Here is a 21,364-nt window from a genome sequence, read left to right on the forward strand (position 1 = left end):
GAGATAATGAGATTAACGAGGAGGTGTCCACATGAGTGGAACACGAAAAAGCTATAACGACGAGTTTAAAAAGCAGACGGTAAAGTATATCCAAGAGCAGACCAAGACGGTGGCGGAACTGGCCCAGGAGCTCGATATCCCTGCAAAAACCCTACATCAATGGCTAGGAAAATACCGGCAGTTTCAGAGTGAGCCTGTGTCCAGTCCGGAAAAGGTTAAAGAGCTCGAGCGCCAGCTGAAAGAACGAGATCGGCAACTGGCCGACTTGGCCGAGGAAATGGAAATTTTAAAAAAAGCAGTGCACATCTTCAGCAATCCAAAGAACTGAGATTTCAGTTTATCGAAGATCACCGCTCCCGGTATTCTGTGGAGAAGATGTGCAGCACCCTCGAGGTATCAAGGAGCGGGTATTACAAGTGGAGAACCGCAAAGCCAAGTCTACAAGCAGCCCGGAAAGCGCTGCTGTGCCAGCGGATTACCTATTATTTTCACGATACAAAGGGCCGCTATGGCAGTCCCAAAATCACGATTCTCCTGCAGCGTGAAGGCCATGTAGTCAGCGAGCGCACCGTAGGGAAGTACATGAGAGAGCTGGGTTTCCGGTCCTGTGTAGCAAAGAAATTCCGCGTGAATACGACCGACTCCAACCACGATTTGCCTGTTGCACCTAATTTACTGAACCAGCAATTTTTCACCGAAAAACCGAATCAGACTTGGGTCGCAGACATCACCTATATCCCCTGCCGGGAAGGGCGGATGTATCTCGCCAGCGTGCTTGACCTCTGCACCCGGGAAATCGTAGGTTGGAGGCTGGGCGACCGTATGACCACCGATCTTGTTTTAGGTGCCCTGGACGATGCTTACAAGGCTAAACGCCCCAAGAAAGACCTCATCCACCATTCGGACCGCGGATCACAATATGCCTCTGCCGACTACCGAAAACAGTTGAAGAAATACCGCATGAAGGCAAGTATGAGCCGCAAAGGCAACTGTTACGACAATGCCTGTATTGAATCTTTTCATAGCCTGTTGAAAAAAGAGTTTGTGTACTGTACTCGATTTAAAACAAAGAAACAGGCCTATGAAGAAATCTACCAGTACATTGAATTTTTCTATAACCGCAAACGAATCCACGGCGCTCTGGGCTACATATCTCCGGTCCAGTTCGCCGCGAAATTCAAGCGAAAAGCAGCTTAATTTTGTCTTTTGGTGTCCACTTTCTTGACGGAGGTCCAAAAATCCCATTATCTCTGGCAATACACAGACTATAGAGGAGTCTATGTGACGTCCGGCTGGAATCCTCAGCATAACAGGGGAAGCCCCCCCCCTCCAGCGATGCGCATCCCGTATACCCAGGGCTGCCTGAAGGCAGCGCCTGGTATGCAGCGCTGGTATGCAGCACCTGGCAAGCCGCTCCATTCACAGCAGGAAGCTGTCTACAGCTTCTTGTAATAAATCACGGTGGCGTCCATTCCGCCATCTGCGGAAATGACGTAATCCGGGATTTTGCCGGCTTCTACATATCCGCGTGACTGATAAAGCAGGTTAGAGGGATCGCCTTCACGGGTATCGAGGATGATCAGGGTGCGGCCATGTTCGGCCGCTGCCTGCTCAGCGGCTTCAATCAGCAGTCCGGCGATGCCTTTGCGGCGGTGGCCGGTATGCACCATCAGCTTGGCGAGCTCCGCACGGTGCGGGGCATTTGGTTTTAGCACCAAATGCAGTTGTACGGTACCTACAATAGTATCACCCTCCATGGCAACCCAGAGCAGCACGCCCGGACCGGGAACCCCCTGCCAGTAAGCGGAGGCAGCATTTTCGGCGAGTGGCGGCAGGAAACCGATGGAGGCGGCATCCTCCACGACATCGATAAGCAAAGGTGTTAGTTGACGTACGGTTTCCGGCTGTAAGGCCTCCACTAATTTAACGGTAATGACCTGATTCATCTTATGACCTGCCTTTCTCTGCATTCATTCCAGAAATTTAATTTAAATTCATTATACTTGTATAATGAAGCTTAACAAGCGTAAATCAGCAGGTTGAGATGAAGGAGGAGATGAAATGCTGTTAGAGGTTATTGCCACTACAGTGGAGGATGCGGTAACAGCGGAGCGCTGCGGTGCTGACCGGATTGAACTGATTACAGGCATAAGCGAAGGCGGGCTGACTCCCAGCCTGGGGCTGATTGAGCAGGTGCGCCAGGCCGTGGCAATTCCGGTAAGAGTCATGGTGCGTCCGCATGCTCGCTCCTTCCATTACAGCAGCGAAGATGCCAAGACGATGCTGCGGGATATCAGACATATTGCATCCGCCGGCAGCCTGTCACTGGTTATTGGCATGCTGCGCCCGGACAGAACGGTAGATGAGGAGCTGCTGAAGCGGCTGCTCTCGGCAGCGCAAGAGATGGAGATCACCTTTCACCGGGCTTTTGATCAGACCCGGGATCAGTTTGAGGCGCTTGAGATGTTGTCGAGTTACCCTCAGGTGACAGACATTCTGACTTCCGGCGGGGAGAGCACGGCTCCGCAAGGTGCGGAGCGGATCGCGGAACTGCAGCGCCGATGTTTGGGGAAGCCGCTCTCTATTCTGGCCGGCAGCGGCTTAAGCACTGCCAATCTCAGCAGTTTCCTGCAGCAGACAGCAGTCACGCGGGTACACCTCGGCTCCGCAGTCAGGGTGAACGGGAACCCGCTCCTGCAGATAGATCCGCAGCGCCTAGTCGCTGTGCGTACCATCCTTGATCAGCGGTAATGCCATGTCACGGCTTTGATTCAGAACTGTGGTTCAGTTTCTTTTAGTGAGAAGGAATTATCAAATAAAAGAAAACAAAGAAGCTATTCAACACCCGTTGATTAGCTTCTTTGCGGTGGGGCTAGTACAGGCAGTAGCTTAATAAACGGCCGCATTTTCCATTTGGGAGGTGCGGTGATTTTTTTGAGGGATTGTGTTATTAACAACTTGATAATATCAAAATCCTGTGTTACACTGGTGTTAATAACAAACTGTTAATAACATAAACGGGAGGTAATCATCATGTTCGGATTCAGATTCGTGAAATTCCAGCCCAGCGAGTATGTGCTTAAGGTAAAGAACGGCAAGGTTGTGCGTGAAGGTGTAGGGCTTTCTTTTCATTATTATGCACCTACGACTTCAGTAATTGTGGTTCCGGTATCCTCGATCGATGTTCCGTTCATGTTCGAAGAAATTACGAATGATTATCAGACGGTAACGGTGCAGGGACAGTTGACCTACCGGATTGTCGATTACCGCAAAACCACGCAAATCCTTAATTACACCTACAATTTGAAAAAGAATACTTATCTCTCCGACGATCCCAGCAAGCTGGCCCAGCGGGTAATCAATATCGCCAAAGTACTGACCAAGAAACAGCTGGAGCAGCTGCCGCTGCGTGAAGCGATCCAGTCAAGCGAGCGTCTGGCGAAGACTATTACCCAGGAAATTGAACGGAATGCAGAAATTGAGAAGCTGGGGATCGAGCTGATGGGGCTCTCGATTCTGGCCATTGTGCCGAATAAAGAAACCCTCCGCGCACTGGAAGCCCAGGCCCGGGAGGAAATTCTCCGCAGCGCCGACAATGCCCTGTATGAACGCCGCAATGCTTCGATTCAGCAGGAACGCCGGGTGAAGGAGAACGAGCTGAATACGGAGATCGCCGTGGAGACCAAGAAGAAGCAGATCCGAGAAACCCAGCTTGATGCCGAGCGGTTCGTGAAGCAGAAGCAGAATGAAATGAAGGAAGAGCAGCTCAGCTTCGATACGGCGCTGGAGGAGAAGAAACAGGAGCTGATTAGCCTGACGGTAGCCAACCACAAAGCTGAGGCGGATGCCAAAGCCTACGAGCTGTCGGCAGTGATGAATTCGCTGCAGGGCGTATCGCCAAATGTGCTGCAGGCGCTCACCAATGTCGGCATGAAGCCGGATAAGCTGATTGCCATCGCATTCCAGGAGCTGGCCGAAAATGCCGGTAAGATCGGGCAGCTCAACATTACACCGGATCTGCTCCAGGGCATTATGGACGGTTCGGCAGGCGGCGGGACAGGTGCAGCGAGAGGAGCGGGAGGACGATGAACGGCGGGGACCGGATGTCGGAAAATAAAATTGTGCTGATCAAGCGCAAGACCCGGCTTGAAGAGCTGGTCGTCCGCTACAATACCATTCAGCAGGCCCAGTTCTATATTGAACGGTTGGGTGCGGACTTCAGCGATTATATCAGCGAGGATTTGAACTACCGCAAGGCTGTGGAGACGGCGGTTATCGAGCTGAGTGCAGTTGGCCGGGTACATCTGCTGGAACGGCAGCATGTGCCGAATTTCATCTTTGGGGATGAAGACACAGTGGTTGTGGTGGGGCAGGACGGACTTGTGGCCAATACGCTGAAATACTTGCGTGAGCAGCCCCTGATCGGTGTGAATCCCGATCCTCAGCGCTGGGATGGTGTACTGCTGCCGTTCACGGTCAAGGATCTGCGGCTGCTGCTGCCGGATGTTTTCCGCGGCCGCCGAGAGGTGCGCGAGGTGACGCTGGCCAAGGCGGAGCTGAATGACGGTCAGAGCCTCTACGGTGTGAATGACCTGTTCATCGGACGCAAAACCCATGTGTCGGCACGATATCTGCTGCAGCTCAGCGGTACTGCCGAGCAGCAATCCTCCAGCGGCATCATCGTTTCCACCGGCATGGGCTCTACCGGCTGGATGCGCAGCGTGCTTGCAGGAGCAGCAGGCATTGCCCGCAGTGCTGCCGGAATAGGGCTGGCAGCACCGGAGGCTGCAGCCGGACTGGCCGGAGCGGATGCTAGAGGACGGCTCGCCTGGGATCATCCCCACCTCTACTTTACGGTAAGGGAGCCTTTTCCCAGCCGGACGACATCTGCCGGACTTGTGTTCGGACAGATCAGCAGCAATCAGCCGCTGCGGATTATTTCACAGATGCCGGAGGACGGGGTGATCTTCAGCGATGGCGTAGAAAGCGACTTTCTGGAGTTCAACTCGGGTGTGGAGGCGGTCATCAGTCTGGCCGAGAAGAGGGGGCGGCTGGTTGTATAAAATGCAAAGGCTGTCTCTGCAGACATCTGCGGGAGACAGCCTTTTAAGTGTCAACGGTATTCAGAATAGCTCCTGATTACCTGCTGATTTCAACTATTGAAAATTACGTCCCGTTCCCTGGTTCATGGAGGAACCGAAGTTTTGTCCCATCGAGCCCATAGCGCCGATCGAACCTATGGAACCCATAGAAGCATTGGAGCCAAAGGAAGTTGATGGCACTGAATGCATCGAAGTGCTTACAGGTGTTGTATGCAAAGGCTGCTGATTAAAGGAAGAATTGAAGGACGGGGTGAAACCCTGTGCTCCGGTATTATAGCTTGCTGCACCCGTATTAAAGTGCGGGAGGCCGGTATTGAAGCTGGCAGCGCCGGTAGTATAACCGGTAGTCTGGGAGCTCTGCTCCAGCTGTCTCAGCGTCTGGGTTACCTGCTGCAGCTGTTGAACGGCAGTGTGGTGGCCCTGCAGCGCATTTTGAATGATCTGGCTGGCCTTGTGCTCGCGTTGAGCCAGTTCTTCCAGTTTCACGGCATTTTGCTGCTCCTGCTGGAGAAGATGCTGGTAATTCTGGCTGGCTTGCTGAGTCTGGGCGACAAGCTGCTGGATAATTTGCTCACATTGATTGATCTGGCTGGAAAGATTTGAGTTCAAAGGTTTTGCCTCCTTGGCTGTTTCATTTGTCATGCGGATTTATTATCTCTGGATTACGTGCGGACTATTCATGAGTTCAAATCTTGGACGGACTGTATCAAATAGGTACAGGCAGCGGTGCAACTATTGTGCAGCAGCTTCGTCTATTCTCACAAGCAGTTTCCAGTATCACCCATAACCTGGAGGTGGGGCAACATGAGTCTGCAAGGAACGGCCGGTCGGACAAAAGCTTATTCGCTGCGGAGCATCGTAATGTCACTTGTTTTTCTGCTGCTGTTTACGGCGTGCTTTACGGGTGCGGCATCAGCAGGGGCAGCGTCAGCAGCATCGAAGATGTCCACGGATCTGATCATCGTGAACAAGAAAACGAACAAACTGGGCTTTTTTAGAGGCGGCAAGCTGGAAAAGGTATTTCCGGTCGCCACAGGCAAAACCAAAAATCTGACCCCGGAGGGGACTTTCCGGATCGTGCTCAAAGTCAAGAACAGACCTTACTATAAAGAGCATATCCCCGGCGGCGATCCGGCCAATCCGCTCGGAGACCGCTGGCTCGGACTGGAAGTGAACGGTACCTACGGCACTACCTATGCTATACACGGCAATAATAATGAATCCTCAATCGGCAAATATGTCAGTGCCGGCTGCATCCGGATGCATAATGATGACATTCACTGGCTGTATCCGCGCGTGGCCAAGTATACGACGGTTATCATCACTTCATCCAGCCAGAGCATGGAGAATATCGCCTCTAAGGCCGGTTATCTGCTGGGCACAAAAATTTTCGCCGGAACCTTTATCATTAACGGAGAGGCTGTAGCGCTGAAGTCTCCTTTTGTAGAGGAGAATTCCCGTGTCTACATTCCGCTTAGGGAAGCGGTGAGTCTGCTCGGAGGCAGCTTGAGTCAAGAAGCGGGGACTGGCGCACTTATGATCACCATCGGCGGCCAGACCGTGATTCATAAACCGCTGTCGGCTATAGCGAGGGTGAACGGTAAAGAGGTTGCTATGCTGGCTTCCCGGAATGTGGATGGCCGTCTGTATTTTCCGCTGGGCAGCTTGACACAACTCTTTGGACTGCCGTTCGTATGGGATGCCAATAAGGGGACAGTAGAGCTGTAAGGCGCTGATTTCGGCAGTGTGTTATAACATCCGCTGGAGAATCCCAGTGCGGAAATGGTATAATTTTCAGCAGTATTCGAGTTATCGCACTGGGAGGCCTATAAGAATGAGAGAAGAGCTAGTTGCACAACTGGAATTGTGGCATGAAGAGGATGAATTCCAGGAGATTGTGGATGCCATTATGGAGATTCCCGCAGAAGAAAGGGATTACGTGCTGACCAATCACTTGGGCAGGGCGCTGAATAATCTTGAGCGTTACGGAGAGGCGCTGGAGCAGTTCATGTCTGTCGAGGAGGAGGGCGTGGAGGATCCGCTCTGGCATTACCGTGTCGGATTCTGCAACTACTACCTGAAGCAGTATGACAAAGCCGCAAGTGAATTCGAAATTGCGGACCGGCTCGATCCAGAAGACGAGGACACGCTGGAGTTTCTGGAGCTCAGCCGCCGCAAGGCTGCCAAGAAGGCTGCCAGAGAAGCCGCCGCAGACGCTGCAGCCAAAAAACCATCCGGCCCAAAACCCCTCCCCAAGTTTGATTCCGCTAATTTTTGGGATGACAGCGAGGAAGCGCTTGAGGATTATGTATCTGCACCGCTTACGGACGATATCATTGCGGCGGTGGAAGAAGAGCTGGTCTTCAAGCTGCCTGCATTCTATACCGCGATGATGAAACAGCATAACGGCGGCATTCCCCGCAGCACCAAGTATGTATTGGGGAATGAAGCCGCTGCTGCCGGCAAAGACCATATTATCATTTCAGGCATCCGCGGAATCGGACGGGACAAGAAATATTCACTCTGCGGCGAACTGGGCAGCTGGGCTGTCATTGAGAATTGGGGCTATCCCGAATTTGGCGTAGTGATCTGCGACGCTCCTTCTGCGGGTCAAGGCGTAGTCATGCTGGACTACCGCTCCGGCGGAAATGACGGTGAGCCTGAAGTTGTGTATGTGGACCAGGAGAACAACCGCAAGGTTACATATCTGGCGAAAAATTTCGAAACCTTCATCCGCGGTTTAGTGAAGGAAGATTCGGTTTAGGACAGCTGCGGAACAGCTTCCATTAAGCCGGGGGCTTATAGCCTGCATGAAAAAGATGATTCCTGATGCTGGTCAGGGGTCGTCTTTTTTAGCTGGAAGCGATAAATTAATGTTACGCAAAAGGAGGTGCTGCTGTGCAGAGCATAGCTGTCATCACAGATATTCACGGGAACGCTGCGGCGCTTGAAGCGGTGCTGAAGGATATTTCGGGCAGGGGGCTCCGGCGGATAGTCTGTCTGGGAGATGTGGTGGGGATCGGTCCGGATACGGACCGTGTCTTTGAACTTCTGCTGGCGCAAGAGGAGATCACGCTCATCACCGGCAATCATGACATTGCTCTGCAGCGGGCGTTCCGCGGTGAGGAGCCGCCGCCAGGGCATCATGCGGAACGGGCGCATCACGAATGGCTGGCGCAAAGAATCAGTCCTCAATATATCGGGCTTATGAGTAAGTGGCCCATGTCGGAAACTGCATATATTGAGGGTGTGCCGCTGCTATTCACCCATTATCATCTCGGTCCTGACGGGTGGTACCTGCCTGTCGACTGGAGCCCGACGGCTGAGGGGCTGAATCAGCTGTATGCGGATACGCAGTACAGATTGGTTGCCTTTGGTCATCATCATGTGGTGCATCATTTTCATGCCGGGAAGGCCACCTTCTTCAATCCGGGGGCGCTTGGCTGTGCCCATTCAGAGCAGTCCATTGCCAAGTATGGTATCGTGACTGTCCAGAGCGGGAGGGTAACAGCCGAAACGGTGGAGATCGCCTATGACAACAGCGGGTTCCTCCGCTCGTATGAGCAGCTTGGCGTGCCGGATAAGGATGCGATCCTGAGAATATTCCATGGGAGGGTTTCACATTAGAATCCGGATTATCGGCGGCTGCGGGAGCGGCAAATCCTTTATTGCCAGAGAGCTGTCGGAAAGGTACGGCATACCGTATTTTGAAACCGATAATTTCGTTTGGGAGCGCGGACCTGAAGACAGCAGGCGTTCACCCGAAGCAAGAGATGCCCGTCTGCTGGAGGCTGTAGCAAGCAAAGAATGGATTATTGAAGGGGTGCACTACAAATGGGGAATAGAGAGCTTCCGGGCTGCGGACCTGATATTTGTGATCACTCCCAATAAATATGTCAGGGATCTGCGGGTAGTACAGCGGTTTTTAAAGACGAATCTGGGCCTGGAGCAGCGTAATTACAGACAATCCCTGAAGAACCTCTATGTTATGTTGTTCGAGTGGAACAGGGACTTTGACCGCGAGGGTCTGCCGAAGATCCTAGAGCTGACAGAAGAGTTTGCCGTTAAGCGAATGGTAGTGAAGAAGAATCGTGATATTCTAAAAATTGTTGGCCAATACGCGAATCAAGGCCGTGGTTAGGGGAGTCCATACCCGGAGACAATGATTATAATTATTCTTTACCTGGCTTCACCGCTATCAGATTGGATATACTGTAGCCATCATTGAATACGGACAATTACGGAGGTTCACCCGACTGATGAAGAACTAACACGTTTCCTAATGAAGACCAGCTCACTTGTGATGTGCACTTTAGCACAAGCCACGGGACGCCCGCTAGCGGGTGTACGGTCAGGGATACGTGTGTCTGTCGGGACCTTTACGATGCTATAGTGGAACAGAACCGGGAACAGCAGCTGCCTGCTTCATAGGAGACTGCCCTTGGTGATGTTTTATTTAGCGCACTCCCTTCATACGTTTCCTGTACCGCAGCCTGCTGGCTGCGGTTTTTTGTTACTGTCCGCAGCACAGGCTTCAGTACGTAACAGATGATTTAAGGAAGCGGAGGCATGAAAGATGACCTTAATTAAAGTGAAAAATATAAAAAAAGAGTGGAACGGGGTGACCCTGTTTGAAGGGGTGTCCTTTGAAATTACTGAAGGAGAGCGGGTGCTGCTGTTCGGGCGCAATGGCATCGGCAAAACAACGCTGCTGCAGGGGCTGCTCGGCAGACTGGCTTTTGAGGAGGGCAGTGTCTACTGCGGACTGGACCGGGAGGAATGGGGGGTACTGGATCAGCAGCTTGGGGTTCAATCCGAACTCAGCACCCTTGAGTTCGTCTTATCGGCTTCAGGGCGGCTTGCAGAGCTGAAGCGCAGATTGGAGCAGCTGGCCCGCAGGCTGGAAGAGACCGGTGGTACGGATGAGGAGGCTGTTGCCGAATATGGCGAAGCTTACGACAGCTACGTGCAGCTGGATGGTTACGGCTGGGAAGCTAAAGCGGAGAAATGTCTTAAGCAGCTGAAGCTGGAGCCGTCCAAGTGGAGTCAGCCCTACTGCCTGCTCAGCGGGGGCCAGAAGACAAGGGTGCAGCTCGCTGCACTGCTCGCCCGGCAGCCGAAGCTGCTGATCCTGGATGAGCCGACCAATCATTTAGACGAAGACACGATGGAGTGGCTGGAAGAGTGGGTGCGGACCTATCCGGGCACGGTGCTCTATGTTTCGCATGACCGCACATTTATTGACCGGACCGCTACCAGTGTGCTGGAACTGAGCCCGTCGGGCTGCCGCCGTTATCCCGGAGCCTATACGCAATACAGGGAGCAGAAGGAATTGGAAGCGCGGACGCTGGAGGGGCAGTACCGGAAGCAAGAGCTGGAGAAGGAGAAGCTCCTGGAGAGCATCCGCCGGTATGCCCTCTGGTTCCAGCAGGCGCACAGTGCTGCCGGGCAGAATGATTTCCGGCGGGCCAAATCGAAGAAGAACGTCTCCCGGCTACACGCCAAGGAGGCCAGTCTGGAGCGGCTGGAGAAGAATCGCGTGGAGCTGCCGAAGGTGGCGCCTAAGCTGAATATGAAGCTGGAAAGTGAAGCCTTCCAGGGAGATGCACTTCTGGATTTGCAGGATATCACCTTAGCCTACGACGGCGGGCCACCGCTGCTAGAGAACTTCGGACTATCGCTGCGGCGGGGCGACAGGTTGGCGGTCCTGGGACCGAACGGCGCCGGCAAATCATCGCTGCTGAAGCTGATATCAGGAATTACGCAGCCGGCTGGAGGCTATGTGCGTATTCATCCCTGCACGAAAATCGGGTATTTTGCCCAGGAGCTGGATCATCTGAAACCCGACTCGACCATCCTGGACAGCCTTCTCGAGCTGCCGGGCATGACGCAGACAGAGGCGCGGACCATTCTGGGCTGCTTTTTATTCCCGCGGGAGGATGTTTTTAAGACCATCGGAGACTTAAGCCTGGGCGAGAAATGCCGCGTGGCCTTCCTGCGTTTGTATTTTGGTAAGGCTAACCTGCTGGTACTGGATGAGCCGACGAATTATCTTGACATCGACACCCGGGAACGGGTGGAAGAAGCGCTTGCGGCTTACCCCGGCGGGCTGGTTATCGTCTCGCATGACCGTTATCTGCACACCAAGGTCGCTAACCGGCTGCTGCTGCTTGGACGCGGGCAGAAACCGCAGTTCTTTCCGGGCACCTTTGCCGAATATACTGCCAAAGAACGCAGCCGGACGCTTACCCCTGAGGAACAATCCCGTGAAGGAGAGCTCCGGCTACTGGAAATGCGGCTGGCCGGGCTGATGCAGAGTGAACCTGCAGAGACGGAGCATGAGAACCGGGAGCTGATGCGGGAGATTTTAAGCCTGCGGCAGAAGATTGGCGAATGCATGGAGGGGAATTGAAAAATATGGAGAATTTAATAGAATAAAGGAAAGCTTATTTAAAGCAGAGAAGCAGTGGGCAGCAGGAGGGGAAATGAAGAAGCAGCATGCAAAAATAGGCGTAGCTGGATTAGTGATACTGGCGGTAGTATTACTGGGATATCTGTGGCTGCGCCCGCAGCCTTGTGAACAGGAATACAGCAGCGTTATTTATTCGAATGACACTGGAATGGTAAAGAACACTGTAATGGGACTAAAAGGGGATACCTACAGAGGTTTCCCGGGCAAAAGTGAGTTTGTAGGTAAACTTACCGCGGATGGTGATTTGCAATACGAAATTAAGCTCAAAGAGAGCGGCGGCTATTATCTTGGTATTATGACTTTCTTTGGTGAGGACCGCAGAATCCATACGATAGGGATCGTCAACGCTTCGATTAAGCTCAATAAGCTGTGGGTTATGCTGACTGATATCAACGAACGGTATGGTTTTGAGAATGGAGAAGGATATATTGCCGGTCCGGCGAGTACGTTAGAAGAGGGACAGCAGGTAGCGAGAGAGATTATGGGCTCTCCATAACAGAAGAACAGCATTACAAAGCAAGGATAAATAAACTAGCAGCAACAAAGCCGATTTGGAGGACAAAATGGATCAAGATATAACAGAACGCCTGGCAGAGTATGATTACGTAGGATTTTGGCAAAGAGTGCTGATCAGCCTGCTGGATTTTCTGATTCTGGCGATTCCCGCTTATTTTTTGAACAGATGGGCTGTTTCAGCAGCCGAACAGTACCATTCGGGGATTCCGTTATGGATTCAATGGGTACTGCTGACGCTGTTTAATATTTTTATGGTTGTCAGGTATGGCGGAACTCCGGGAAGACTGCTCTTGCGCGCGAGGATTGTGAATGAGCGGGGAGATTATCCTACTGTGAAGCAGGCGTTCATCCGTTACAGTTTTTATCTGATTAACTCGCTGCTGGGAGTCATTGTTACTGCCGGGAATGGTTCGGTGACTGCGGCCGACAATTATTATTCCAATTGGGTGCCGCTCTGCACTGCGCTTGTTCAGATTGTCAGCTTCGTTATCCTCGTTGATTGTCTGATTATTGTATTTTCCAGGCGCAACCGGGCGTTCCATGATGTGATGGCTGACACCTATGTGGTGAAGAAGGCAGCGCTGGATGAGCTGAAGTAACCAAGTTGAACAAAGAAAAGGGATGGACAATAGGCAGCACTGCTGCTATGTTGACTGTCCCTTTGTTGTGTTGGCTGGGCCTGCCGCGCGCCCCTTGCTGGCTATTGCAGTCTAGGGGCTTTTTTTTGCTGAGATTTGGCAGCTGCCCGTTTCTTGCAACCTTTATTGTCTCCCGCACGTCAGATCCAGTAGCTGTTACTAAAGAATAGTTCCAATAATCGGGGAGATGACAACATGACAACTACATTTAAAACTATAGCTGGAATCGTTATATTAGCAGGTGTTATCGGACTTACGGCCTGTGATTCCTCCGGCAAGGCGGACACTGCAGCATCCGCACCTGTGGGCGGAACGGCTTCGCCTGCGCCGGCTGCGACGGCACCGGCAACCTTACAGCCAGAAGCAACTGCAACTGCTTCACCCGCTCAAGCTTCACCAAGCACAGGTGGCGGCAGCCCCACTGAAGCAGTGAAAGACAGTGCCAAGCAGCTGAAAGAGCTACTGCAGCTGGCTAAGCAGGGCAAAGTTCCGGGCGTAGAATATGCCGCGCAGAGCGGGATGATCGACGAGGTGGAGGCGGCATGGGGTGAACCGGACACGAAGGAATTCGCAGGCAAAGGGATCTACTCCACGTATAATGATAAGCATGTCGTATTTGGGTCTAATAAAGGCAGCCAGATTTTTGATGTCCGATCAAGTGCCGCAGATTTACAGCAGCTGACACTGAAGGAGATCGAGCAGACACTCGGCAAGCCGGACAACACGACAGTAAACGGCAGCGACAAGATCTACATTTACCAGGCAGGGAAGCAGTACCAGCTCAAATTCATCATCCCGGATTCATCGGGGACCGTGGATCATATTTCCGTATTCTGCGAGCAGGATTCTATTAATAATATGGCTGGCTAAAGCCAGCGCTGAAAGGAGAGCAGATCTGCAGCTTTAGTTGCGGATTTGCTCTTTTTTCATATGTACTGGAGCGGGCTGAAGTCCGGCTGATATAATACAACCATGGATTCATCTGTAGAAATGAGGATCAGCTATGCAATTGAAGTTTGATGAAAGCGAATTTACAGTGTCAGCCGGTGATATGACCATTCAGCTGTTGCCCAAAGAATTTGCTCTCCTGGAGTTTATGTACCGGAATAAGGGGCTTACCTTCAGCCGTGAACAGCTGCTGGACAAGGTATGGCCGCTGGAGTATCCGGTGGAACGGACAGTGGATGATCATATTTACCGGCTGCGCAAAAAGCTCCGCAAGCTTAGCGGTGTGGAAATCAGAACTGTCCGCGGCTTCGGCTACAGTCTGATCCTGCCGTCTGCTGCAGCCGCATATCCTACCTTGTTTGACCCCGAACTGCGTGATACGATGCGGGATGTATTCAACAAGTTTCATGTCTATGGCCAAGGTAAATCGATCCTGACCCTTGCGGCCCAGAAGGATACGCTCGGTTTCGAGCTGGATCAACATTACAGAATGGTGATTCATTTTATGCAGGGAGATTTGGAGTGGCTGCTGGATACGGTAGAAGTGCCGCTCGAAGACCGCCTGTTTTCTTTGATCCTATTCTACATGTTCTCCGGTGATCCCAAGGTAAAGCTGGCTTTTTGCGAACAGGTGATTGAAAAGAAGCTGCTGCGTCCGGCGGATCATCTGGAACTGGAGATTCTTACAATTCTCGATTTGTTTATCCTGGCTGGTGAACCGGAGCGGGCGCTGGAGCAGCTGACACAATCTTATGAGGTCATTGCAGAACTCGGGTATGAAAACTTCGTTCCGGCAACGATGATTACCGAGCTGCTTGCGCATCTGGCTGCGGGGGCAGGAGATGAGGAGCTGGACCGGCTGGATGAAGCCATCAGGCAGGAATTGCGGGATAAGCCTTTTTTACGGGAAACCGGCAGCTATAAAATCGTAAAGGGACTCTGGCTGATGCGGAGCAAACAGTGGCGTGAAGCGGAACAGCTGCTGGATGAAGGGCTGCAGGTGCTGGAAATGTCCGGATTTGTTCCTTTGCGTTTATACGGCTTGTACCGGATTCATCACTTTTGCCGTGTATTTTTGCCAGATAACGTTCTGTATCCTAGATACGAAGGCAGGTTTAGAGCGGCAGTTGAAGATTGCGGGCTGAACCAGTTTGAACAGCCTTTGGAAAAACGGATGCTGAGCATGCTGAATTCCCTCTGATATTGCTCTGACAAATCTCATCTACATTAGGGTTACGAAATGATTTGATTCGTAGAGTCTATAGGTAACCTGGAGGAATGTCAGATGGAAGCTTCAACAAAGCAGGGGAATAGCCTGCTGCACAACAAAGTATACATGCGCGTATACAGCGCTTATGCCACAGCGAGCTTTGGCGACTGGTTCGATTCACTGGCCATTCAAGTGCTCGTCGGCTACCGCTGGCAGGCCAGTCCGCTGATGCTGGCTCTGATTCCTGTAGCGATGGCACTCCCGACAATTCTTCTCGGTTCTGTTGCCGGTGTAGCCGCCGACCGCTTGAACAAGCTGAAGCTGATGCGAGTATGTGATCTGCTTACCGCGTTCCTGACGGTGCTGCTGTTATTTGCTCCGAATATGCTGTGGCTGCTGCCGATGCTGGCGCTGCGTTCAGCCATTTCCACGCTCAATGTCCCTGCCCAGCAGTCCTTGACCCGGAGTATTGTCAGGGAGGATCAGCTGCTTCAGGCCTCCTCGCTTAACGGGCTCGTGAATCAAGGCTCCAAAATCGCCGGCCCGCTGCTGGGCGGATTGGCGCTCACGCTGCTTACACCGCAGTGGTGTATTTTGCTGAATGCGATCATGCGGGGCGGCTCTTACCTGCTGCTGCTTTCCGTGCGCAACATCCATACGGAAGAGGGGGATGTGGCTGATGCTTCAGAAGAGCGTGTTCCGCTCCGCACAATGTGGAAAGAAGGCTGGAGATTTATGCTGGGCAGCCGTATCCTGCTGAATATGATGCTGTTTGGACTGTCTGGAGCGCTTGTTATCCAGGTGATTGATTACCAGTTCACCAGCCTGTTCCGCGTTTTCTCTCCGACAGGGGAATCGGTGCTGGGCTGGATGGTTGCCGCATCCGGCGTAGGCGCCGTGCTGATCATCGTTGTTTTGAACAAGCTGAGTCAGGCCGTAAGCTATACTTGGAGGCTGGGTATGGGGTATGTTCTGATCGGAGTACCTGTTGCGGGTCTGGGTTTACTGCCGCCGGGCGCCTCGGTGGTCTGGGTGCTTGTGCTAGGGTTCGTACTGGGGATGGGGAATGGGATCTTTGCTGTTGCCTTCAATTATATGCTGCAAAAAGAAACCCCGCCGCACATGACCGGCCGCATCTTCGGTATCCAGAATACCGTGCTCAGCGCCGTGCTGGTTATCGCGCCGCTATTGGGCGGTCTGCTGGTGGAGTTCGCCGGACCTGCACGTATTTTCCTGATTTTCGGCCTCCTTCAGGCCATTTTGGGGCTGATCGGCCTGATCTTCGGCCGTGTGCTCTGGCGGGAAACCAAACAGGTTGACGTAAATACGGTAGAGCAGGCCAGCCAGATTGTCTGATGCGGTAAGTGCTGTTTCGGCAAGGCCGAACCACCGTTAACTACTCTAGTTGCACTCTGTACATTTTTTAATTGTACAGAATACACCTAAACGCCTAATACCAGCCAAAAAAGCTGGTTTAATTGCACGAAGTACACTTGCTGCAAAATTGCCAAGGGTTTGTTTGCTTTTTATGAAGGAGATACGCCCGGATTCACGAATGTGTAGAAGCGAGATGTGTTATTGCAGAACGCTAGAAGGAGATATACCTAAAACCGATAAAACCGCGCCGTATTCGCGGTCAGCATCGCTTCCGCCTGGGCGGCGGAGTAACCGTGCAGCGATCCCCAGGCTGCAGCAACCTCACGGATCATGGCCGGATGCGTAGGCCGTCCGGCAAAGGGACCCTCGAACGGCCAGGGGCCGTCGGTTTCCGCCATAACCAGCTTCGGGGGATAACGCCGGGCCAGGGTCTGGATTTCCGGCTCATAAACGATATCCGGGGTGAAGGAGATATGATAGCCGCGCTCAATCATTCGGCTGACGGCTGCTTCCGGCCCCTTGAACCAATGGAAATGAGCCTCCTTAATCCCATGCTTGTCCAGCAGATCGCAGGCAGTCAGCGCATCTTCATAGACAGCATGCAGCACAACCGGCTTGCTGAGGCGGGCCGCTAGGCCAAGTAGGGTATCGAGCAGCCGGATATAAGGCTCCAGCTCAAAAGCCTCGCCGCGCTCCAGCGCTTCCGCCCGCGAGTAATACGGCAGGCCGATTTCGCCTACAGCGGCCATATCTCCGGCATGGCGTTCGATGAAGTCCAACAGCGCCGCCAGCCCGGACGCTGTTGGCAGCGGCTGTTCGGGATGGAAGCCATAGGCCGGCTTCACAAGCCTGGGATACTGCCGGGCAAGCTTCTGAGTGCGAATGCAGGAATCCAGGTTCATCGAGACGGCGATCACAGACTCCACGCCCTGCACCGGAAGCCCCGGCAACATGTTCTCCAGCAGTAACGGATCATATTGTTCCAGATGAATATGGGCATCAATCATTGGCGCCAGACTCCTTAACGGTTGCAGGATATTCTTTGAATGGAATGAAGGTTACCGATTCGGGCACCATGGCCATTCCTGAACCGGCCGGTTTGTAGACCAGTTTCAGGCTCCCGATACTTTCCAGAAATCCGGTAGTCACATTTAACTCGGCTATCAGCCGGCCTGACTCTACACTATAGTAAGTCACCGTGCCGATGCCTGCCGTGTCGCTGATATTTCCATCTTCGGCCCGGTCCGGAAGCCGCAGAGTAACCTCCGCAGGGGAAGTCCCTTTAAGTTTCAGTGAGATTATCATATCGTTATGATCTGGAGTGATACTGGAGGACACTAGCTGGCTAGCCGCTTTCCAGGCCTCGGGAACGGTGAGCTCCTTCCACGTTTCCGGCTTGACGATGTGAATTTCCTGCTCGACTATGCCTGTACCGGTGCCAAGCGTCAGGATCACAACAGCCTCAGGCTGTCCATCCTTGTTCACATCCGCATAATAGAGCTCCGGAGGGTGGCTTAAATCCCTTGGCGTCTCCCAGCTAAACTTGTGTTTTTTGCCGTTCACTTCCAGAATATAACCTTTATACGTGGTCTGGTCTTTGAGTGCAGCGTAGATTTTGACCTTTGGATGATCCTTCGCTGTAGCAAGAGCTTTTGTGGGAGTACGCACGGTTGTGCTCACACTGCCCGAAATGATAGATACTGTATTTTTTTCCTGATCCAGCCGGAAGTCTGCGCCGGATAGCAGATTAAGTGCGGACGCTGGGATATACATACGCCCTTTTCGCAGAATAGCTTTGCCTTCCAGTGCGGATGTGTTGCCATAATAAAGGATCAGCTCGCTCCCGGGTTTGATTATTGTACTGCTGCTGTCATCCGTTATAGTTAACAGCTTCAGCTTATTATCCCACTGTAGTATGGCAGGGTAGAATTCAGTTAGTACTCTGACAGGCACATAAACAAGGCCGTGTTCTTGGAACGGATGAAGAGGGGAAAGGGCGGCTTCGCCATCGACAGTCAACTTAAGCGGTGTGGCAGCAAAAGTCTTATCTATAGCAGTTACTGCAGTGCAAGCGGCAAGAATGATTGCAGCAGCAGAGGCAGCGATCCATCGTTTCATAAAAGTTCCTCCAATACATAAGCAATCCAGTTTCTTTTATTATAGAGTAAATCGTCCACTCCCAGGTCACTTTCCGTTAACAAAGAGGAGACAAGCTTGTTACGGTTCAGGAATGGCGTATGTTAAAAGAATCATAGGATTGCCAAATGAAGAAATCAAAGTAATGAAAGACAAGATAGTAAAGAACAAATTATTGGGAAGCTAGTAGAATAACTTGATTGTAATACCGTGGGAGGTTGTACCAGTAGATTAGGAGGTTTGCGCGATGTCCATGCGGGAGGCTTTACGGTATTTTCGTCTATTGAACGGGAATGATTCAGCGAAGGAGAGTGAATGAATGTGCAGCGTTCCAAAGGGATTGTCATGGCCTCCGGGGGAGCTTTGTTATGGGGAGTCTCCGGGACTGTAGCACAGCAGCTGTTCCAGCAGGCGATGCTTCCGGCAGCTTGGCTGGTGACGGTAAGACTGTTAATTTCAGGCGGACTGTTCCTGCTGTTCTGCCTGCGCCAAGAAGGTTCGTTCGTCTGGCGGGTGTGGCTGGAGCGCAGATTCACTTTACAAATACTGCTGTTCGGACTGCTCGGCATGCTTGGCGTCCAGTTCACTTATTTTGCTTCTATTGAAAGCGGAAATGCCGCGATCGCAACGCTGCTTCAGTACCTGGCGCCGCTATTTATTCTCCTGTACACGATGGTCTGGAAAAGAACAAGGCTCACACCGCTGGATCTCATCGGTGCAACCCTCGCGCTTGCTGGCACTTATCTGCTGCTTACCGGCGGGAATACCGCACAGCTCACTGTGCCGCTAAAAGGCTTATTGTGGGGGCTTTTATCCGGTGTATCCCTGGCTTTCTACACTTTATATTCTGCTCCGCTGTTGAAGAAGTACAGCACCCCTCTGCTTATGGGCTGGGGAATGCTTGCCGGTGGTACCGGGATGAACCTGATTCATCCGTTCTGGTCGGCGCCGCCGTTAGAATGGTCACCATCCATTATTGGAGCTATTCTGTTTGTGATTGTGCTCGGGACGCTTGTTCCGTTCTATCTGTACATAGCCAGCCTTCGCTATATCGCTCCCCACGAAGCCAGTCTGCTCTCCTGCACCGAGCCGGTTTCGGCCATTGTGTTCTCCGTTCTCTGGCTGTCCGTACCCTTCAATGCGGTCCAGGCCATAGGGGCTGGAATGATTGTTCTGATGACCCTCCTAATCTCCCGCAGAGCGGCTGAAAAATAAACCGAACGAAATTTGCACAGCCCGCCAATATATAGTGTAAGCCTGAAGGGGGAATGGCGGATGAAGCATAGAGATGAATATTCGCAGCTCATTGAGCTCTCGCTAGCCGGCAGCGGTGAAGCTTATGGTGAGTTATACGAGGCGACCATTCGCGATGTCTACAGGACCGTGCGTTTCCTTGTTTCTGAGCCGCTGAATGCAGAGGATGTGGTGCAGGATATCTATATCGAGCTGCACCGCTCACTAGGTCAGTATGATCGGTCCCGTGATTTCAGACCCTGGCTGATGGGGCTGGTGATGAGGCAGATCCGTGCTTACCGCCGCAAGGGCTGGAAGCATCTACGGGTGATCAAGAAAGCGGAGCATACCCGAGAGAGTGTGGAGTATGATTTTGCGGGTGAAGTAGTAGACCGGTTATATAGCCGTGAACTTCTGGAGACCGTAAACCGGCTGCCTTTCAAGCTGAAGCAGGTCATTATTCTGCATTATCTGCAGGAGTATTCCCAGGAGGAGGTAGCTGCCATCTTGGAGATTCCGCTGGGAACCGTCAAATCCCGGATCCATGCTGCGCTGCAGAAGCTGCGCCAGAAGCGCCAGGCTGACACCATCCGAATCAGAAAGGTGGAGGATATCCATGAGTCTTGAGCATAAGCTGCGGCAGGCGCTTCGGGAGCAAGCCGAAGGCTGGAGTGCTCCACCTGAACTGAAGGGCAGAATCCTTAGCGGGATTACTCCAAGTCAAGGGGGAAGACGCATGAAGAGATGGCTTGTGGCCACCATTGTAGCTGCTGCATTATTAATTCCGACAGGAGCTTATGCCGGATATACTTATTTGGCCGATTCCGTCTATGGCTCTCAGGAGCATTTGGTGCAAATGGGAGGAACCCGGGAAGGGTATGATCATCTTGAGGCCAAGCTGCAGCAGGCAAAAAACAGTTTGAGTGAAGAAGATTATGCCGCACTAACTGCATTGCTGCATCAACTTGGCGCCTATAACCTGAAGATGGCCGATGCGGAAGGGGTGCTTCATCCGGAGAAGCTAAGCAGTACAGATCAGGAGAGCTATAAGGAGCTGACTCTAAAGCTTGAGCCTTATTTTCAGAAATTAGAACAGACAGAATCATCCACAAAAAGGGATCCAGTAAATACGGTGGACAGCAGCACATTTTGGGATCAGCAGCTGATCAAAGGAGAACAAATCTTCAGCGGTGAAGAGCTGGCCAGCTTCAAGCAGCTGATAAGCGAACTTAAAGCCTTCAATAATCAAATAACCGGTCAGGACGGCAGCACACATCCGGAGCGGTTAACGGAAGAAGAGTCAGCGCGGCTTAAGCAGCTGTATGAAGAACTCACTCCTTATTTGAAGCAGCTTGGTATAATGATCAAACCAGTCTCATAACTCGCAGTAAAGGGCTGCTGGCTTTTGCCGGCGGCCCTTTTTTTACATTCAGTATTGTAAATGTTCCTAGTTCTCAGTAAAGTATGCATACAAGCGGATTTTTATTCATTGATGCACTGAGTCTAATGTCCTATATTTTGACATATACCTCTAAAATATGTACGGGAGGTAATGAAGATGGATAATGTTGAGTTCCTCCGCAAGCAGATTGAAGCGGAACGGGCCAGATTAAATCAAATGGAACAAACATATGGCTTGCTTCACCCGAGTGTGATCAGCCAATCCATGAAATTGGATGAATTAATAAATACATATACAAGACTGGAATGCAGTGAAAAGTAGGATCTGGCA

General features: G+C 52.1%; 22 protein-coding genes and 1 pseudogene. 19 read left to right on the forward strand and 4 right to left on the reverse strand.

What is annotated here, in order from left to right:
• Positions 1-31 precede the first annotated feature (31 nt).
• Together JRJ22_RS04665 and JRJ22_RS04670 are read left to right on the forward strand one after the other, a co-directional pair.
• Positions 32-328: a transposase gene (locus JRJ22_RS04665; RefSeq protein WP_206100472.1), complete on the forward strand. Its 297-nt coding sequence runs from the start codon at positions 32-34 to the stop codon at positions 326-328.
• Positions 322-1,197: pseudogene (locus JRJ22_RS04670) on the forward strand (IS3 family transposase); the annotation flags it as partial. The gene JRJ22_RS04665 and the pseudogene JRJ22_RS04670, both read left to right, overlap by 7 nt.
• Before the next feature lie 239 nt (positions 1,198-1,436).
• Here the strand turns inward: JRJ22_RS04670 and JRJ22_RS04675 are convergent.
• A complete protein-coding gene (locus tag JRJ22_RS04675) occupies positions 1,437-1,946 on the reverse strand; it encodes a GNAT family N-acetyltransferase (RefSeq protein WP_206103452.1) in 510 nt (169 codons plus the stop codon).
• Between the two features lie 115 nt (positions 1,947-2,061).
• On the opposite strand from JRJ22_RS04675, the gene JRJ22_RS04680 reads away from it, so the two are divergent.
• The 3 genes from JRJ22_RS04680 (at position 2,062) to JRJ22_RS04690 (ending at position 5,063) form a co-directional block, all read left to right on the forward strand.
• Complete coding sequence (locus JRJ22_RS04680; RefSeq protein WP_206103453.1) at positions 2,062-2,751, forward strand: copper homeostasis protein CutC; 690 nt, start codon at positions 2,062-2,064, stop codon at positions 2,749-2,751.
• 282 nt (positions 2,752-3,033) lie between these two features.
• Complete coding sequence (locus JRJ22_RS04685) at positions 3,034-4,089, forward strand: SPFH domain-containing protein (protein ID WP_206103454.1); 1,056 nt, start codon at positions 3,034-3,036, stop codon at positions 4,087-4,089.
• The gene (locus JRJ22_RS04690) at positions 4,086-5,063 is read left to right on the forward strand and encodes a diacylglycerol kinase catalytic domain-containing protein (RefSeq protein ID WP_206103455.1); all 978 of its coding nucleotides are present in this window, start codon (positions 4,086-4,088) and stop codon (positions 5,061-5,063) included. Before JRJ22_RS04685 ends, JRJ22_RS04690 begins: the two co-directional genes overlap by 4 nt.
• Positions 5,064-5,156: 93 nt before the next feature.
• Here the strand turns inward: JRJ22_RS04690 and JRJ22_RS29650 are convergent, their stop codons facing one another.
• On the reverse strand, positions 5,157-5,711 hold the full coding sequence (locus JRJ22_RS29650; protein ID WP_408637865.1) for a hypothetical protein: 555 nt from the start codon (positions 5,709-5,711) through the stop codon (positions 5,157-5,159).
• A gap of 195 nt (positions 5,712-5,906) precedes the next feature.
• Between JRJ22_RS29650 and JRJ22_RS29425 the strand changes: the two genes are divergently transcribed.
• From JRJ22_RS29425 to JRJ22_RS04745, 10 genes are all read left to right on the forward strand, one after another.
• The gene (locus tag JRJ22_RS29425; RefSeq protein WP_206103456.1) at positions 5,907-6,830 is read left to right on the forward strand and encodes a L,D-transpeptidase family protein; all 924 of its coding nucleotides are present in this window, start codon (positions 5,907-5,909) and stop codon (positions 6,828-6,830) included.
• A gap of 106 nt (positions 6,831-6,936) precedes the next feature.
• The gene (locus JRJ22_RS04705) at positions 6,937-7,866 is read left to right on the forward strand and encodes an SMI1/KNR4 family protein (protein WP_206103457.1); all 930 of its coding nucleotides are present in this window, start codon (positions 6,937-6,939) and stop codon (positions 7,864-7,866) included.
• Positions 7,867-8,000: 134 nt separating this feature from the next.
• Positions 8,001-8,729: a metallophosphoesterase family protein gene (locus tag JRJ22_RS04710; RefSeq protein WP_206103458.1), complete on the forward strand. Its 729-nt coding sequence runs from the start codon at positions 8,001-8,003 to the stop codon at positions 8,727-8,729.
• Positions 8,710-9,243, forward strand: coding sequence for a P-loop NTPase family protein (locus JRJ22_RS04715; protein ID WP_206103459.1), 534 nt, complete (start codon positions 8,710-8,712; stop codon positions 9,241-9,243). The genes JRJ22_RS04710 and JRJ22_RS04715 overlap by 20 nt, the downstream gene beginning before the upstream one ends.
• Before the next feature lie 435 nt (positions 9,244-9,678).
• On the forward strand, positions 9,679-11,514 hold the full coding sequence (gene abc-f, locus JRJ22_RS04720; RefSeq protein WP_206103460.1) for a ribosomal protection-like ABC-F family protein: 1,836 nt from the start codon (positions 9,679-9,681) through the stop codon (positions 11,512-11,514).
• Between the two features lie 73 nt (positions 11,515-11,587).
• Positions 11,588-12,070, forward strand: a complete 483-nt coding sequence (locus JRJ22_RS04725) for a hypothetical protein (protein ID WP_206103461.1) — start codon at positions 11,588-11,590, stop codon at positions 12,068-12,070.
• Positions 12,071-12,137: 67 nt separating this feature from the next.
• Positions 12,138-12,689: an RDD family protein gene (locus tag JRJ22_RS04730; RefSeq protein ID WP_206103462.1), complete on the forward strand. Its 552-nt coding sequence runs from the start codon at positions 12,138-12,140 to the stop codon at positions 12,687-12,689.
• 234 nt (positions 12,690-12,923) lie between these two features.
• On the forward strand, positions 12,924-13,598 hold the full coding sequence (locus tag JRJ22_RS04735) for a YjgB family protein (RefSeq protein WP_206103463.1): 675 nt from the start codon (positions 12,924-12,926) through the stop codon (positions 13,596-13,598).
• A gap of 133 nt (positions 13,599-13,731) precedes the next feature.
• The gene (locus JRJ22_RS29430) at positions 13,732-14,877 is read left to right on the forward strand and encodes a winged helix-turn-helix domain-containing protein (RefSeq protein WP_206103464.1); all 1,146 of its coding nucleotides are present in this window, start codon (positions 13,732-13,734) and stop codon (positions 14,875-14,877) included.
• An 84-nt stretch (positions 14,878-14,961) separates the two neighbouring features.
• Positions 14,962-16,242 carry an MFS transporter gene (locus JRJ22_RS04745; protein ID WP_206103465.1) on the forward strand — a complete coding sequence of 427 codons (1,281 nt, stop codon included), beginning with the start codon at positions 14,962-14,964 and terminating at the stop codon, positions 16,240-16,242.
• 248 nt (positions 16,243-16,490) lie between these two features.
• Here the strand turns inward: JRJ22_RS04745 and JRJ22_RS04750 are convergent, their stop codons facing one another.
• Positions 16,491-17,270, reverse strand: a complete 780-nt coding sequence (locus JRJ22_RS04750; RefSeq protein WP_206103466.1) for a TatD family hydrolase — start codon at positions 17,268-17,270, stop codon at positions 16,491-16,493.
• Entirely contained in the window at positions 17,263-18,381 is a 1,119-nt protein-coding gene (locus tag JRJ22_RS04755; RefSeq protein ID WP_206103467.1) for a copper amine oxidase N-terminal domain-containing protein, read from the reverse strand. Before JRJ22_RS04755 ends, JRJ22_RS04750 begins: the two co-directional genes overlap by 8 nt.
• A gap of 333 nt (positions 18,382-18,714) precedes the next feature.
• Between JRJ22_RS04755 and JRJ22_RS04760 the strand changes: the two genes are divergently transcribed.
• The 4 genes from JRJ22_RS04760 to JRJ22_RS04775 all read left to right on the forward strand — a co-directional run bounded on the left by JRJ22_RS04760 (position 18,715) and on the right by JRJ22_RS04775 (position 21,355).
• Complete coding sequence (locus JRJ22_RS04760) at positions 18,715-19,614, forward strand: EamA family transporter (protein WP_206103468.1); 900 nt, start codon at positions 18,715-18,717, stop codon at positions 19,612-19,614.
• A gap of 60 nt (positions 19,615-19,674) precedes the next feature.
• Positions 19,675-20,259: a sigma-70 family RNA polymerase sigma factor gene (locus JRJ22_RS04765; protein WP_206103469.1), complete on the forward strand. Its 585-nt coding sequence runs from the start codon at positions 19,675-19,677 to the stop codon at positions 20,257-20,259.
• Entirely contained in the window at positions 20,249-21,013 is a 765-nt protein-coding gene (locus JRJ22_RS04770; protein WP_206103470.1) for a DUF3600 domain-containing protein, read from the forward strand. The genes JRJ22_RS04765 and JRJ22_RS04770 overlap by 11 nt, the downstream gene beginning before the upstream one ends.
• A gap of 177 nt (positions 21,014-21,190) precedes the next feature.
• Positions 21,191-21,355 carry an aspartyl-phosphate phosphatase Spo0E family protein gene (locus tag JRJ22_RS04775; protein ID WP_232381030.1) on the forward strand — a complete coding sequence of 55 codons (165 nt, stop codon included), beginning with the start codon at positions 21,191-21,193 and terminating at the stop codon, positions 21,353-21,355.
• Positions 21,356-21,364 lie beyond the last annotated feature (9 nt).

The sequence above is a fragment of the Paenibacillus tianjinensis genome (assembly GCF_017086365.1).
Taxonomy (GTDB): Bacteria; Bacillota; Bacilli; order Paenibacillales; family Paenibacillaceae; genus Paenibacillus_AQ; species Paenibacillus_AQ tianjinensis.